The organism is Lysinibacillus sp. UBA5994 (assembly GCF_002429725.1).
In the GTDB taxonomy this organism is placed as follows: domain Bacteria; phylum Bacillota; class Bacilli; order Bacillales_A; family Planococcaceae; genus Lysinibacillus; species Lysinibacillus capsici.
The window spans coordinates 79040-94425 of sequence record NZ_DJAU01000035.1 but is presented as its reverse complement, the minus strand read 5'-3'; the positions used below and the strand labels follow the sequence as shown (position 1 = coordinate 94425).

Below are 15386 nucleotides of genomic sequence, written 5' to 3'. Positions count from 1 at the left end.
AAATGAACGAAATAGAACAGCGTATAGCGGAGTTAAATAAATTACTGCATGAATATGGTTATGCCTATTATGTGTTAGATAAACCTGTCGTAGCAGATAGTGTCTATGACCAGCTATTACAGGAACTGATTGCATTAGAAGAAGCGAACCCATCCCTTATTTACCCCGATTCTCCTACGCAGCGTGTTGGTGGAGCAGTGGTAGAGGGTTTTAAAAAAGTGACGCATGATTACCCAATGCTTAGTCTTTCAAATGCTTTTCATGAAGCGGATTTACGAGAATTCGATCGTAAAGTGCGTCAGGCTATCGGAGATCAATTTTCATATGTATGTGAGCTGAAAATAGATGGTTTAGCTATTTCATTAAAATATGAAAATGGCATGTTTGTACAAGGGGCTACAAGAGGAGATGGTGTGGTAGGAGAAGATATTACCGCCAATTTAAAGACAATCCGTGCGATTCCCCTTCGTTTAAAGGAACCCATTACGATTGAAGTACGTGGTGAGGCGTATATGCCAAAAAAATCCTTTGAAAACTTAAATGCCCAACGTGCTAACAATGGTGAGGAGTTGTTTGCTAATCCACGGAATGCTGCTGCTGGCTCATTACGTCAGTTAGACCCTAAAATTGCGGCCAGTCGCCAATTATCAACGTTTATCTATGCCATTGGCGGAGACGGTGAAGTATATGGTATCGACGGTCATGCAGAAATGCTTGATTATTTAGAAGGCTTAGGCTTCCCTTCCAATAAAGAACGCCAACGATGCTCTACTATTGAAGAGGTAATGGCCTTTATAGAACATTGGACAGAAAACCGTCCAAAATTAGCTTACGAGATTGACGGAATTGTTATTAAAGTTGACCGTTATGCTCAGCAAGATGAACTAGGTTATACAGCAAAGAGTCCACGCTGGGCGATTGCCTATAAATTTCCCGCAGAGGAAGTTGTTACAACGTTACTTGATATTGATTTAACAGTAGGTCGTACAGGTGTTGTTACTCCTACAGCGATTTTAACCCCCGTACAAGTAGCGGGAACGACGGTTCAACGTGCTTCTTTACACAATGAAGATTTAATTCGAGATAAGGATATTCGTCTTGGAGATACAGTTATTATTCGAAAAGCTGGTGACATTATTCCTCAAGTTGTGGGTGTGCTAATAGAACAACGTCCTGAGGGTTCAGTCCCTTTTGTCATGCCAAAAAATTGCCCTGTTTGTGATAGTGAATTGATTCGGATTGAAGGCGAAGTTGCCCTGCGCTGTGTAAATCCTGCGTGCTTTGCGCAAATTGCAGAAAGCATAAAATATTTTGTTTCTCGAAACGCGATGAATATTGACGGTCTTGGGGATAAAGTAGTGGAGCAATTATTACGTGCAGATTTAATACATGATGTTTCTGACCTGTATCATTTAACGGTAGAGCAGCTTGTGGAATTGGAGCGTATGGGCGAAAAATCAGCAACTAATTTAGTAAATGCCATTCAAGCATCGAAGGAAAATTCGATGGAGCGTTTATTAATTGGACTAGGAATTCGTCATGTTGGTGAAAAAGCAGCCAAAATCGTATCAGAGGAATTTGGTTCAATGGAAGCAGTGATGGCTGCAACAGAGGAGCAGCTTGTGGCAATTTATGAAATTGGAGATAAAATGGCTTCATCGTTAGTGGAGTATTTCTCAAATGAAGATGCACGAGCAGTCATTAAGCGTCTTGCTGAAGCAGGCGTGAATATGACATACAAAGGTAAAAAAGTAGAAGTAGCGATAGGTGATAGTCCTTTTGCAGGTAAAACAATTGTCTTAACTGGTAAACTTGAGCAATTGACACGCAACGAAGCAAAAGCGAAAATAGAAGAGTTAGGTGGTACAGTCACGGGTAGTGTCAGCAAAAAAACAGATCTAGTGATCGCAGGTGCGGATGCAGGCTCTAAACTAACAAAGGCTGAGCAATTGGGTATCGAAGTTTGGACTGAAGATAACTTAATTGAACAACTTAACCTCATTTAATAAGTGCATGATATCCTCCCTTTTATGAATAGGAGGCAATGTTGAGTGCACAACCGTTACAACAAGGCGTCGAGTAGATTCGTCGACCTAAAATTGACTATTAGTAAAGGAGCACTAAATAATGAAGTCTTTTCGACTCATTCCAGCAATCGTAGCTGCTGCAATGCTAGTCGGCTGTGTGCCTTCTGACAAGAAGGAGACAGAGCTTACACAGGAAACGCAACAGAAAGAAAAAGCTGAAACAACAATTATCCCAAGCATACAAATTGATGAATCTTATTATAAGACGCTTATCCCTTATAAAGAGAGTGCAAGTAGAGGTCTAGTGGTATCTAACATTTATACGAAGTATGATATGAAGGAAGTTGAATCAGGTTTAATGCGTTTATCTCAAAACGAGTTCGACACAGAAAACTACTACTTCCAAGAAGGTCAATATTTAGCTGAAAGTACAGTAAGCTCTTGGCTTGCTCGTAGTTCACAAACAGAGGATGGATTAAATCCACCGACAACAGACACAATGACACCTGAGGAGCGAGCAACAAAGGCTCCAGTTTATTTATCCCATATTGTAGAGCAAAACTACTTAACAAAAACGAAGGATAATAAAGTGAAACTAGGCGGGATTTCAATCGGTCTTGCCTTAAATTCTATCTATTACTATCAAAAAGAACAGTATGGCGAATATTACGAGGAACCAATTTCAGAGTCTACTCTTATTGAGCAGGGCAAAAAAATGGCTACTGAAATCGTTTCTCGTTTACGTTCACGTGAAGAGTTAAAGGATGTACCGATTGTAGTCGGTCTGTTTAAGCAGCAAGCCCGTAATCAAATTATTCCAGGGACATACTTTAGCTATGGTGTAGCAAAAGCTGGGCAGAACAGCATCGCTGATTGGGAAGGTATAGATGAAAATTACGTCTTGTTCCCAACAGATGATTCACAAGATGTATACCGAGATGTCAACAATAACTTCAAGAACTTCAAGCAAGATGTTGATAAATATTTTTCTAACTATACAAGTGTGATCGGAACTGGTTTCTATCGTAATAAACAAATACAAAACCTTTCGATTGAAATCCCAATCCAATTTTTCGGCAAAGCAGAGATAATAGGATTTACGCAATATTTAACAGGGATTTTAATCAATCAATTTGATAATATTCATGTGGAAGTGAGTGTTACTTCAGTGAATGGTCCTGAGGCATTAATCATCAAAAAGGCCAATGACAAGGACCCTTACGTGCATGTCTATGATTAATATAGTCAGCCTTTGTGCTGACTATATTTTTTATGGTAATGGATTGAAATAGAGGAACACAACAGGATGATAGAGACAACACTTTGTTATAGTAGTGAAAGTTTCTATATTTTTAGTGAAAGTTGTGATTTTTAAAATGAAAAATGTTATGATTATTGGCATGGTTAACTTTATTCAACCCTATTGTTATCAATAAAAACAATGAATTGAACAAGTATTCGGAGGTGTGAAAAATGGCTAAATTAACAAAAGAAGAAGTAAAGCACGTGGCAAATTTAGCACGTCTTGCAATTACAGAAGAAGAAGCAGAGAAATTTGCTGAACAGCTTGGTAAAATTACAGACTTTGCGGAGCAGTTAAATGAACTGGATACAACAAATGTTGAACCAACAACGCACGTTTTACCATTAGTGAATGTAATGCGTGAAGACGTAGCAGTAAAAGGTTTAGACCGCGAAGTAATGATGTTAAACGTAAAAGAACAAGAAGATGGTCAAGTAAAAGTACCAGCTATCATGTAATACTAAAACATAGGAGGATTCCTCATGACGCTATTTGAACGTTCAGCTAAGGAGTTACAAGCAGAAATTAAAGCGGGTAACTTATCTATCGCTGACTTAACGAAAGAAGCATACGAGCGTATTGCAAAGCTTGATGGCGATGTACAAGCATTCCTTGCTTCAAACGAAGAAAAAGCAACTGCTCAAGCTGCTGAAATGGATAAAGTACCATTTGAAAAGCGTGGACCATTATTCGGTCTACCGATTGGTGTGAAAGACAACATCGTAACAGAAGGCTTAGAAACAACATGTGCCTCTAAAATTCTAGAAGGCTTTATGCCGATCTATGATGCAACTGTTGTCAACAAGCTACGTGAAGCTGGCATGATTACAGTTGGTAAATTAAACATGGATGAATTTGCAATGGGTTCTTCAAACGAAAACTCATACTATAAAACAACAAAAAATCCATGGAACTTAAACCACGTACCAGGAGGTTCTTCAGGTGCATCTGCAGCAGCTGTAGCAGCTGGTGAAGTACCATTCTCTCTTGGATCAGATACAGGTGGTTCAATCCGTCAACCTGCAGCTTACTGTGGTGTTGTAGGGATGAAACCTACATATGGTCGTGTATCTCGTTTTGGTCTCGTTGCATTCGCATCTTCTCTAGATCAAATTGGACCAATTACACGCAATGTTGAAGATAATGCGCTATTACTAGAAGCTATCGCTGGATTAGATCCAAATGATTCGACTTCTGCGAATGTTGAGGTGCCAAATTACGCTGCAGCTCTTACTGGTGATGTTAAGGGCTTACGTATCGCTGTGCCAAAAGAATTCCTTGGTGAAGGAGTTGGTGAAGCAGCTCGTCAATCAGTGCTTGCGGCATTAGAGGTATTAAAAGGCTTAGGTGCTACTGTAGAAGAGGTATCACTTCCTCACTCGAAATATGCACTAGCTGCGTACTATATCCTTTCTTCATCTGAAGCGTCTTCTAACTTATCTCGTTTCGATGGTATCCGCTATGGTTTCCGTGCAGAAAACGTTACAAATTTAATGGACCTTTATAAAGAAACACGTGCACAAGGCTTTGGTGATGAAGTAAAACGACGTATCATGCTAGGTACTTATTCACTAAGTGCAGGTACGTATGATGCGTACTACAAAAAAGCACAACAAGCACGTACATTGATCAAAGCAGACTACGATAAAGTATTTGAAGACTTTGATGTTATCATTGGACCAACAGCTCCAACACCAGCATTCAAGATTGGTGAAAATGTTGATGATCCAATGACAATGTATGCAAACGATATTTTAACAATCCCGATGAACTTAGCAGGTGTACCAGCGATTTCAATTCCTTGTGGCTTTGAAAACGGCCTACCATTAGGTTTACAAATAATTGGTAAATATTTCGATGAAGCAACTATTTACCGTGTGGCTCATGCTTTTGAACAAGCAACTGAGTTCCATAAAGAAGTTCCTCAAATGTGGGAGGGAAAATAACATGAACTTTGAAACAGTCATTGGTTTAGAAGTACACGTTGAGTTGAAGACTAACTCAAAAATCTTCTCACCAGCACCTGCTCACTTTGGTGCTGAACCAAATACAAATACAACAGTAATCGATTTAGGCTATCCTGGGGTCCTACCAGTCCTGAACAAAAATGTAGTAGATTTCGCTATGCGTGCAGCACTTGCACTCAATATGGAAATCGAACAAGAAACAAAGTTTGACCGTAAAAACTACTTCTATCCAGATAATCCGAAAGCTTATCAAATTTCACAATTCGATAAACCAATCGGTAAAAATGGTTGGATTGATATTGAAGTAGACGGCTATACAAAACGTATCGGTATCACACGTCTTCATATGGAAGAAGATGCTGGTAAACTTTCACATGCTGGTGACCATTCACTAGTTGACTTTAACCGTCAAGGAACACCGCTTGTTGAAATCGTTTCTGAGCCAGATATTCGTACACCAAACGAAGCATATGCATATCTCGAAAAGTTAAAATCGATTATTCAATATACTGACGTATCTGATTGTAAGATGGAAGAAGGCTCATTACGTTGTGATGCCAATATTTCTATTCGCCCTTATGGTCAAGAAGAATTTGGTACAAAAACAGAGCTTAAAAACCTGAACTCCTTCAACTATGTTCGTCGTGGTTTAGAACATGAAGAATTACGTCAAGCAGATGTATTATTATCTGGTGGCGTGATTGAGCAAGAAACACGTCGTTTTGATGAAAAAACAGGTAAAACAATTTTAATGCGTGTTAAAGAGGGAACAGACGATTACCGTTACTTCCCAGAGCCAGACTTAGTTCGTCTTTCAATTGATGATGAATGGTTAGAGCGTGTGAAATCTGAAATTCCTGAGCTTCCAGATGCTCGTAAAAAACGCTATGTTGAAGAACTAGGCTTAACACCTTATGATGCTGGAGTTCTTGTTATCTCTAAAGAGATCTCAGACTTCTTTGAGGCAATGGTAGCAAATGGGGCAGATGCTAAGCTTTCTGCTAACTGGTTAATGGGAGATGTTTCTGCTTATTTAAACGCAGAGCAAAAAGATCTAAAAGATACTGCATTAACACCAGAAAACCTTGCTGAAATGGTGAAATTAATCACAGACGGTACAATTTCTTCTAAGATCGGTAAAAAAGTATTTGCTGAATTGGTAGAAAATGGCGGATCTGCACAGGATATTGTGAAAGCAAAAGGCTTAGTGCAAATTTCTGATGAAGGTGCATTACTAGCAATCGTAACAGAAGTTTTAGATAACAATGCTCAATCTATCGAGGACTTCAAAAATGGTAAAGATCGTGCGATTGGCTTCTTAGTTGGTCAAATTATGAAGGCAACAAAAGGTCAAGCTAACCCACCAATGGTTAATAAATTATTACAACAAGAAATTGCCAAACGATAATACTCGTTGTAACATAATAGCCGAGAGAGCTTCATTGCTCCCTCGGCTATTAATTTTCAAAAATGTAACAAATTTGCATTTTGCGAAACTTAATAGTTGTTTAAAAAGAGTATTCATAGCAAAATATAGAATAGACAGTAATAAGGGGGACGAGCCAATGAAAACAGAACAACAGTATTTTAATGAAGCTATATCAATACAGCAATATATGGAGAACATGACGACGTTAAAAGAAGAAAGCTTTCGTATTTATGATGGCTTTGAAGTACCAACAAACGATGATTTTATTGAGTTATTAAAAGAAAAACAACCTAAAATTTTAACGATTACAGAGGATTGGTGCGGAGACGCAATGTTAAATAATCCAATTATTCGCCGTATTGCTGAAGCGGCAGGATTAGATATGCGTACCGTTTTCCGTGATGCTGATACAGAACTAATTGATCGTTATTTAACAAACGGTGGTCGTGCAATTCCAATTTATCTATTATTAGATGATGCTGGAGAAGTGATTGGAAAATGGGGACCACGCGCACCAGAATTACAAGAGTTCGTCGTAACGAAACGAGCAAGCTTACCAGATAAAGAAGATCCAACATTTGAAGAGGCACAAAAGGCTCTTTATGCAGAAATTCGTGAAGAAAATATCTCCAATCAAACATATTGGACATTTGTTTATGAGGACTTTAAGAAGCAAGTAACAGAAGCATTACAAAAATAACAAGAGTATTGCAACATTTCAACGTACAAATCGTTGAATGAAGTAGAATCTTATGAAGCAGGAAGGTATGTTATGAAACGAGCAAGAATCATTTATAATCCTACATCTGGACGCGAAGTGTTTAAGAAACATCTACCAGAGGTGTTGGAAAAACTAGAGGTAGCAGGCTATGAGACATCCTGTCACGCAACAACATGTGAAGGCGATGCAACGCTTGCAGCAAAAAATGCGGTAGAACGCGGTTTTGATATCATCATCGCAGTTGGTGGAGATGGCACATTAAATGAAGTTGTTTCAGGTGTAAGTCCATTTGAAAACCGTCCGAAAGTTGGTCTAATTCCAATGGGCACTACAAATGATTTTGCCCGTGCCGTGCATATCCCTCGAAATATTGAAGAGGCAGTAGACATTATTATTCAAGGCGACACATTGCCAGTGGATGTTGGTCTCTTAAATGGCGAACGCTATTTCATCAATATTGCTGCTGGCGGACGTATTACAGAGCTAACATACGAAGTACCAAGCAAAATGAAAACAATGCTTGGTCAGTTAGCCTATTATGTAAAGGCAGTTGAGATGATTCCATCCATCAAAGCCTCACATATGCGCATTGAATATGATGGCGAAGTATTTGATGGCGACGCTATGATGTTCCTATGTGGGTTAACGAATTCAGTAGGCGGCTTTGAAAAACTAGCTCCTGATGCAAGCATTAATGATGGTTACTTTACTTTAATAGTGCTAAAGAAGGTAAGTCTTCCTGAATTTATTCAACTAGCTGCCATGGCACTAAGAGGCGAACATTTAAATGATGATCGTGTCATCTACAAAAAAGCTAGCGTTGTCAAAGTTACTACAGAAAATGAGGTCCACCTTAACCTCGATGGCGAATATGGCGGAGACGCTCCTGCTACATTTGAAAACCTAAAGCGTCACATCGAAATCTTTGTTCCACTCGCAGATATTCGAGAGGAAGACCGTATTTAATGAACCCGAAAAGCTCATCCGATTTTATTGTGGATGAGCTTTATTTTGTATTTTTTTGATTGCTTGAAGTGCTCTCAAAGAAGGAGAGGCCGCTCCAAATTAAAATTCCATCATTAGAATAAAACTGGCTAAATCCCATAAACTAAGCTTTAGAAGTAAGAATGTGAATGAAATTAGAAAAATGTTTGGCAAATGTGCGTATATTACTTGAACAAAATTTGAAACCTTAATAATAGACTGAAGTTTCGGTCCGTTATTAAGGTTTTTTTCGTTGGAATAGTGGAAAATGGGGGTATGGATAAGGGAAAGGAAGTGTTGCCTTTGTATAAGTCACAAGAAAAGAAGCTTATATGGCTAAGCTTTGGTGTTGCAATCATTATGCTACTTTCTATTCTTGGAAGAATATTTGGAAGTTAAGGGGGCAATGAGATGATTAATGAATCAGCGGTCTATTGGAGCCGAGCATTAACGGAGTTAACATTATCGTTCCATATTATTTATGCAACAATTGGTGTGGGTGTCCCGTTAATGATTATGATTGCTCAATGGACTGGGTATAAAAAGAATGATGAACATTATATCTTAATGGCAAGACGTTGGGCCCGTGGTTTTGTCATTACTGTAGCAGTCGGTGTGGTAACTGGAACCGCAATCGGCTTACAACTATCATTATTATGGCCTAATTTTATGCAACTCGCTGGTCAAACAATTGCGTTACCACTTTTTATGGAAACGTTTGCATTTTTCTTTGAGGCGATTTTCTTGGGCATCTATTTATATACTTGGGATCGCTTTGATAGTCAGAAAAAGCATATGCTTCTGTTAATCCCTGTTGCTGTCGGAGCATCGATGTCGGCAGTCTTTATCACAATCGTTAATGCTTTTATGAACGCACCAAGAGGATTTGATATCGTAGACGGAGAACTTGTTAATATTCAACCTTTTCTTGCAATGTTTAACCCCGCCATGCCAACGAAGGTTGCACATGTACTTGTGACAGCGTACATGACATCGGCATTTGTGCTAGCAGCTATTGCAGGATTTAGAATGTTAAAAGGCTCGAAGCATGTATACCATAAAAAATCACTACTTTTACTAATGAAAATTGGCTTGATTTTCTCCATAGCAGCCGCTGTGATTGGAGATTTTTCAGGAAAATACTTAGCCGAATATCAACCCGAAAAACTAGCAGCAGCAGAATGGCATTTTGAAACAGAAGGTAAGGCGTCTCTTGTATTATTTGGTGTCTTAGATGGAGAAGAAGTTAAATATGCTATCAAAATTCCGTATGCTTTAAGCATTCTTGCACATTTTAATCCTAATGCAGAGGTAATCGGCTTAGATCAATTTGAGGAAGAGGATCTACCACCACTCTATATTCACTATCTCTTTGATATCATGGTTTCCATTGGTATGTTTATGATGCTAGTTTCATTACTTTATGTTGTAGGGAAAGCACGGTGCTGGCAGTTTATTCATTCACGATGGTATAGATGGATTATCGTAGCGGGAGGACCACTATCAATTATCGCTATTGAAGCAGGTTGGTGGCTTGCCGAAGTTGGACGTCAACCATGGATACTTTATGGACTAATGCGTACACCTGAGGGAGCTACGACGAGCGACCATGTGGATTTAATGCTGCTTTTATTCGCAGGAGTCTATGCAGTATTAGCAGTGGGAAGTATTGTCGTATTGGTAAGAATGTTTAAAAAGAACCCAATCGAACAAGAGATTGAAGATCGCCACTCTGAAAAAGGCGGTGACATCCTATGACGTTAGAGATTTTAGGTATTTCAGTATTATGGATATTCCTATTTGGCTATGTCATAGTCGCATCAATCGATTTTGGTGCTGGCTTCTTTAATGCATACAGCCTACTTATTGGAAAAAATCATATTTTAACAAATATTATTAAACGTTATTTATCGCCTGTTTGGGAAGTTACCAATGTCTTTTTAGTATTCTTCTTTGTAGGAATCGTAGGTTTTTTCCCGCAAACCGCTTTTTATTACGGAACGATTTTACTTGTGCCCGTTAGTATTTCGCTTGTACTATTGGCAATTCGAGGCTCCTACTATGCCTTTGAATCGTATGGTACACGAGGCCATATCGGATATACACTGACATATGGTGTAGCAGGTTTATTAATTCCCGCTTCTTTATCCGTTGTCTTTGCCATTGCTGGTGGAGGCTATGTTGATGTAATTGATGGGCAGCCTGTGCTGAACTACTGGACTTTATATACAAGTCCATTTGCTTGGAGCATTGTGGTACTAAGTATCGCTGCGGTATTGTATATTTCAGCCGTATTTTTAACATGGTACGCGCATAAAGCAAATGATAGCGAAGCAACGAAACTAATGAGAAAATATGCTCTTGTGTGGGCAGCACCGCTAATGATTAGTGCGCTTGGCATTATGTATGAAATGAAATCCATCAACCCAGAGAGCTACAGTCATATGGTAAATTTATGGTGGATGTTTGCGATTTCAGCTGTCTTATTTATTGTCACAGTCGTACTCATTGCCATGCGTAAAAAGTACGGACTTGCAGTTGGGCTCCTGATTGCTCAATTTGCCGTAGCCTTCTTTGCTTATGGAATTGCTCAATATCCATATCTACTGTATCCGTATTTAACCATTTACGATAGCTTTACAAGCACACAAATGGCGATCGCTTTAGTTATCGCATTTATTTTAGGACTGTGTCTTCTTCTTCCTTCACTTTATTTATTGATGAAACTATTCTTATTCAATAAAAAATATGTGACAGGAAAAGAAGATAATCACGCATAGGAGGAAAGCACATATGCAAAGTTTTTTAATTTTTTATGCGCCTTTTATTGTCGTCATTCTTGGGATCTTGTGTGCATTTTGGTGGGCACCAAGGGATTATCATATTACAAAAGAGCAGGAAAAGAGTCGCGAATAGCGACTCTTTTTTCAAGTTAATTAGCAGAGACGCGCAACAGCCAAGTCTTGTTCTTTTTTCATTCGCCAACACATGCTACAATAAGGAGATTGAAATGGAGGATGTACGAATGTCAGCACCCGTGAAAAAAAATGAACGACTTTCAGTTTATATAGAAGATCTAACGCATGATGGCAATGGTGTCGCAAAGGTTGAAGGTTATCCACTATTCATACAAGGCGCACTGCCAAACGAAACGGCCGAAATCCATGTGTTAAAAACATTAAAAAACTATGGCTTTGCAAAGGTAATAGATATTATCAAGCCATCTCCAGACCGTGTTGAAGCTCCATGTGATTACTTCAAGCAGTGTGGCGGCTGTCAATTACAGCATTTATCCTATGAGGGGCAGCTAAAATGGAAAGAAAATATGGTGCGCAATGTGATGCAGCGGATTGGTAAAATTCATGCACCTGTTCACCCAGTAAAAGGTATGAAAGAACCTTGGCACTACCGTAATAAAGCACAAATTCCTTTCTCTGAAAATGAAGCAGGACAAGCGATTGCCGGCTTTTATAAAACAAAAACGCATAGCATTGTGGATATGGATCGCTGTTTAATTCAAACAGGAGAAGCAGATGCTATTCTTGCAGGCTTGAAAAAGGAATTAGCAACGTTAGGTGTTCGCTCTTACAATGAGCATACACATGAAGGCATGTTGCGTCATGTCGTTATCCGTAAAGCACGAGCAACAGGAGAAGTCATGGTTGTCCTTGTAACGAAAAAGAAAAAGTTACCACAAAAAGAGGCAGCTATTGCAGTAATCCAAAAGCTAGTGCCAAACGTTACATCAATTATGCAAAATGTGAATAGTGAGAAAACCAATGTTATTTTTGGTGATGACACAATCAACCTTTGGGGTAAAGACGTTATTATTGATACTATCGGTAATGTACGTTTTGAAATCTCTGCTCGTTCTTTCTATCAAGTCAACCCAGAGCAAACAGAGGTCCTCTACAAGCAAGCACTAGATTATGCTGACTTACAGGGAGATGAACGTGTCATTGATGCGTATTGTGGAATTGGTACGATTTCTTTATTCCTTGCTCAAAAAGCAAAGACTGTCATGGGCGTGGAAATTGTCCCACAAGCGATTGAAGATGCCAAACGCAACGCAGTGCTTAATGGTTTTACAAATACTTATTTTGAGGCAGGCCCAGCAGAGGAAGTTATCCCAAGATGGTATAAAGAAGGCAAGGAAGCAGACGTACTAGTAGTTGATCCACCGCGCAAAGGCTGCGATGAAGCACTGCTAACTACTATTCTAGAGCAACGACCAAAACGAGTGGTCTACGTATCCTGTAACCCAGCCACACTAGCACGCGATCTTCGCATTTTAGAGGATGGCGGCTATCAAACGCAGGAAATCCAGCCAGTGGATATGTTCCCGCACTCCACACATTGTGAAGCCGTGGCATGGCTTAAGTTAAATGTGTAACACATTACTAAACTCATCTATACAATATAAAAATTACCGTTTTAGGACGGAATTTAGTTAAAATCAATAAAAACTCGGATTCGATCAAATACGAATCCGAGTTTTTTTCGATGTAATTTCTTCCATCTGTAACATTCACTAATTGAGCCAATTCCCACTGACAAAAACCATTCAGAACATCCCATCACTTATAAACTATATATAATTGTGTATCTCTAGTTTTAATTGTTTTTTTCTCCAATATGACTTAAAAGAGACTCTGTTAATTCTCGTCTTATTTGCGTGATATGGTTTTCCATGAGTTGCTTAGCTTGGTTCGCATCTCCAGAGGCGATGGCTAAGTAAATTTTTTTATGTTCATCGATAGTCTCTTGCGTTCGTTCTGGATCTTCCAAGCGTTGTCTGCGGGTAGCTCGGATTGTGTCTTGCATATGCTCACTAAGGGTTTGGAACAGTTGTAAAAATATAGAGTTATGTGAAGCGAGTACAATATTATGATGGAAACTTAGGTCTGCTTGAATTCCTAATTCTACATCATTTTTACCTTGATCCATCATGTCTAATGCTTGGCTAATTCGCTCTAAGTCTACAGAAGTAGCTCGTCGTGAAGCTAAAAAGGCACACTCTACTTCAAGTGCTTGGCGAAGCTCCAACATTTCATAAATTAATTTTTTTTCAGTATTAATAATTGTAGAGGAGAGTTCTTCACCTAAAGTATGGGACTCTGCTGTTTTAATAAAGCTACCACTGCCTTGTTTAATTTCAATAAATCCCTTTATTTCAAGCTTTCGAAGTGCCTCTCTTACCGATGTTCGACTGACATTAAAACGACTCGCTAATTCTCTTTCTGTCGGGAGTTTATCCCCAGGCTGTAATTCACCATTTAAAAAATATTCCTTTATTTGATCAACAATTACTTGATACGCTTTTTTCTTTGGTTGAGGCATTACCTATCTCACCACCTTAAATACATAGTACTATAAACGCTTTAATCATACAGAAATACAGCATGTTTATCAATTTACGAAAAAAAATAATAGTTGATATTTTCTGAATATTTAGTACAATGTAAAAAGGTTGGACCAATTTTAAGAATATAGAAAATTGGTATGACATATAAAATTAATAATTAAACCATCCAAATACTATGAGAGCAAAAGGGGAAGGAAAAAATGATTACTACAAATGAAGAATTAGTGATGGCCCTACGAAGTGTTCTTCCAGAAATTGAAGTGACAATCAATCAAACGATTTTAGAACAGCATAGCAGTGATGAATCCTATCATAGTGCCTGTCTACCCGATATTGTGGTATTTCCGACAAAGACAGAAGAAGTGAGTAAGATAATGAACATAGCAAATCAATACAAAGTACCAATAGTGCCATTTGGAAGAGGAACAAGCTTAGAAGGACATGTGATTCCTTATAATCATGGGATAACAATTGATTTTTCACTCATGAACAGAATAGTAGAAGTTAGAGAGAAGGACTTTCTTGTGAAAGTTCAACCAGGGGTGACACGTTCTCAATTGAATAAAGAGTTGAAGAAATATGGATTATTTTTCTCCGTAGACCCAGGAGCAGATGCGACAATTGGAGGAATGGCCGCAACAAATGCTAGTGGGACAACATCTGTTAAATATGGTACTATGCGCGATCAAGTTCGAGATTTAGAGGTTGTTCTGTCAGATGGAACAGTGATTCATACAGGGAATTTAGCAGAGAAATCTTCATCGGGCTATCATTTAAACGGTCTATTTGTTGGGTCAGAGGGAACACTTGGTTGTTTTACTGAGTTGACGTTAAGAGTTTATGGTATTCCTGAATGTGTCATGGCTGCTAGAGCGTCCTTCGAAACAGTGAATGATGCTGTGGAAGGAGTTGTGAGTATTCTACAAGCGGCAATTCCCATTGCAAGAGTTGAACTTGTAGATGAACCTTCAATGAAACAAGTGAACTTGTATAGTCAAACAGCTTATGAAGAACAACCAACCTTATTTTTGGAATTTGAGGGAAATGAGGCTGGCTTAAGGCAGGATGTAGAATTTATGAAAGAGATTGTAGCGGCTCATAATTGCAAAAATATTGAATTTGAGATGGATAATGCAGCCCGAAATCAACTATGGGAAGCTCGCCATAATTTAGCTTACGCCTATGTCCATGGACATCCAGGAAAAAAACTAATGGTAACCGATGTTTGCTTACCGATATCCGAGTTAGCAGGTGCTATTGAACATGCAAGAGAAGCACTTGATATGTTAGCGCTTACAGGTGGGGTTGTTGGACATGTTGGTGATGGAAATTTCCATGTACTATTAATGATTGATATGAATGATCCAAAGGAAATAAAGAAAGCTGATGAATTAAATGAGTTGATTGTGATGTATGCACTGGAACGAGGAGGAACTTGCACAGGAGAACATGGTGTGGGCATTGGTAAGCAGAAATATCAAGAGAAAGAACACGGTAAAGCACTTCTAGTGATGGAAAAGATTAAACAAGCACTTGACCCTGACACACTTTTCAATCCGAATAAAATATTGAAAATAAAAATATAGGGAG

General features: G+C 38.7%; 13 protein-coding genes. 12 read left to right on the top strand and 1 reads right to left on the bottom strand.

What is annotated here, in order from left to right:
- Positions 1-2: 2 nt before the first annotated feature.
- The 11 genes from ligA to rlmD all read left to right on the top strand — a co-directional run bounded on the left by ligA (position 3) and on the right by rlmD (position 12824).
- Positions 3-2006, top strand: a complete 2004-nt coding sequence (ligA, locus tag B3D98_RS12305; protein WP_288583229.1) for an NAD-dependent DNA ligase LigA — start codon at positions 3-5, stop codon at positions 2004-2006.
- Positions 2007-2127: 121 nt separating this feature from the next.
- The gene (locus tag B3D98_RS12300) at positions 2128-3267 is read left to right on the top strand and encodes a CamS family sex pheromone protein (RefSeq protein WP_054548985.1); all 1140 of its coding nucleotides are present in this window, start codon (positions 2128-2130) and stop codon (positions 3265-3267) included.
- Between the two features lie 233 nt (positions 3268-3500).
- The gene (gatC, locus tag B3D98_RS12295) at positions 3501-3788 is read left to right on the top strand and encodes an Asp-tRNA(Asn)/Glu-tRNA(Gln) amidotransferase subunit GatC (RefSeq protein ID WP_004225708.1); all 288 of its coding nucleotides are present in this window, start codon (positions 3501-3503) and stop codon (positions 3786-3788) included.
- 24 nt (positions 3789-3812) lie between these two features.
- Positions 3813-5276, top strand: coding sequence for an Asp-tRNA(Asn)/Glu-tRNA(Gln) amidotransferase subunit GatA (gatA, locus tag B3D98_RS12290; RefSeq protein ID WP_004225706.1), 1464 nt, complete (start codon positions 3813-3815; stop codon positions 5274-5276).
- Position 5277: 1 nt separating this feature from the next.
- Entirely contained in the window at positions 5278-6705 is a 1428-nt protein-coding gene (gene gatB / locus B3D98_RS12285; protein WP_016995192.1) for an Asp-tRNA(Asn)/Glu-tRNA(Gln) amidotransferase subunit GatB, read from the top strand.
- A gap of 157 nt (positions 6706-6862) precedes the next feature.
- Positions 6863-7426: a thioredoxin family protein gene (locus B3D98_RS12280; protein ID WP_054548986.1), complete on the top strand. Its 564-nt coding sequence runs from the start codon at positions 6863-6865 to the stop codon at positions 7424-7426.
- Between the two features lie 72 nt (positions 7427-7498).
- Positions 7499-8413: a diacylglycerol kinase gene (locus B3D98_RS12275; RefSeq protein WP_004225701.1), complete on the top strand. Its 915-nt coding sequence runs from the start codon at positions 7499-7501 to the stop codon at positions 8411-8413.
- Between the two features lie 429 nt (positions 8414-8842).
- Complete coding sequence (locus B3D98_RS12270) at positions 8843-10189, top strand: cytochrome ubiquinol oxidase subunit I (RefSeq protein ID WP_288583224.1); 1347 nt, start codon at positions 8843-8845, stop codon at positions 10187-10189.
- Positions 10186-11211: a cytochrome d ubiquinol oxidase subunit II gene (locus tag B3D98_RS12265; protein ID WP_004225693.1), complete on the top strand. Its 1026-nt coding sequence runs from the start codon at positions 10186-10188 to the stop codon at positions 11209-11211. The genes B3D98_RS12270 and B3D98_RS12265 overlap by 4 nt, the downstream gene beginning before the upstream one ends.
- Positions 11212-11224: 13 nt before the next feature.
- Positions 11225-11347 (top strand): cytochrome bd oxidase small subunit CydS, encoded by a 123-nt coding sequence (gene cydS, locus B3D98_RS12260; protein ID WP_004225690.1) that lies wholly within the window; start codon positions 11225-11227, stop codon positions 11345-11347.
- 109 nt (positions 11348-11456) lie between these two features.
- Entirely contained in the window at positions 11457-12824 is a 1368-nt protein-coding gene (gene rlmD / locus B3D98_RS12255) for a 23S rRNA (uracil(1939)-C(5))-methyltransferase RlmD (RefSeq protein WP_066038233.1), read from the top strand.
- Positions 12825-13045: 221 nt separating this feature from the next.
- Here rlmD and B3D98_RS12250 read toward each other — a convergent pair whose 3' ends face one another.
- Entirely contained in the window at positions 13046-13771 is a 726-nt protein-coding gene (locus tag B3D98_RS12250; RefSeq protein ID WP_066038209.1) for a FadR/GntR family transcriptional regulator, read from the bottom strand.
- A gap of 225 nt (positions 13772-13996) precedes the next feature.
- Here B3D98_RS12250 and B3D98_RS12245 point away from each other — a divergent pair, with 225 nt between their 5' ends.
- Positions 13997-15382 carry an FAD-binding oxidoreductase gene (locus tag B3D98_RS12245; protein WP_048394866.1) on the top strand — a complete coding sequence of 462 codons (1386 nt, stop codon included), beginning with the start codon at positions 13997-13999 and terminating at the stop codon, positions 15380-15382.
- Positions 15383-15386: the final 4 nt, after the last annotated feature.

What these genes read in the sequence shown, in the direction of transcription:
- ligA (WP_288583229.1), top strand. Translation starts at nt 3, where the DNA reads ATGAACGAAATAGAACAGCGTATAGCGGAGTTAAATAAATTACTGCAT.
- B3D98_RS12300 (WP_054548985.1), top strand. Translation starts at nt 2,128, where the DNA reads ATGAAGTCTTTTCGACTCATTCCAGCAATCGTAGCTGCTGCAATGCTA.
- gatC (WP_004225708.1), top strand. Translation starts at nt 3,501, where the DNA reads ATGGCTAAATTAACAAAAGAAGAAGTAAAGCACGTGGCAAATTTAGCA.
- gatA (WP_004225706.1), top strand. Translation starts at nt 3,813, where the DNA reads ATGACGCTATTTGAACGTTCAGCTAAGGAGTTACAAGCAGAAATTAAA.
- gatB (WP_016995192.1), top strand. Translation starts at nt 5,278, where the DNA reads ATGAACTTTGAAACAGTCATTGGTTTAGAAGTACACGTTGAGTTGAAG.
- B3D98_RS12280 (WP_054548986.1), top strand. Translation starts at nt 6,863, where the DNA reads ATGAAAACAGAACAACAGTATTTTAATGAAGCTATATCAATACAGCAA.
- B3D98_RS12275 (WP_004225701.1), top strand. Translation starts at nt 7,499, where the DNA reads ATGAAACGAGCAAGAATCATTTATAATCCTACATCTGGACGCGAAGTG.
- B3D98_RS12270 (WP_288583224.1), top strand. Translation starts at nt 8,843, where the DNA reads ATGATTAATGAATCAGCGGTCTATTGGAGCCGAGCATTAACGGAGTTA.
- B3D98_RS12265 (WP_004225693.1), top strand. Translation starts at nt 10,186, where the DNA reads ATGACGTTAGAGATTTTAGGTATTTCAGTATTATGGATATTCCTATTT.
- cydS (WP_004225690.1), top strand. Translation starts at nt 11,225, where the DNA reads ATGCAAAGTTTTTTAATTTTTTATGCGCCTTTTATTGTCGTCATTCTT.
- rlmD (WP_066038233.1), top strand. Translation starts at nt 11,457, where the DNA reads ATGTCAGCACCCGTGAAAAAAAATGAACGACTTTCAGTTTATATAGAA.
- B3D98_RS12250 (WP_066038209.1), bottom strand. Translation starts at nt 13,771, where the DNA reads ATGCCTCAACCAAAGAAAAAAGCGTATCAAGTAATTGTTGATCAAATA.
- B3D98_RS12245 (WP_048394866.1), top strand. Translation starts at nt 13,997, where the DNA reads ATGATTACTACAAATGAAGAATTAGTGATGGCCCTACGAAGTGTTCTT.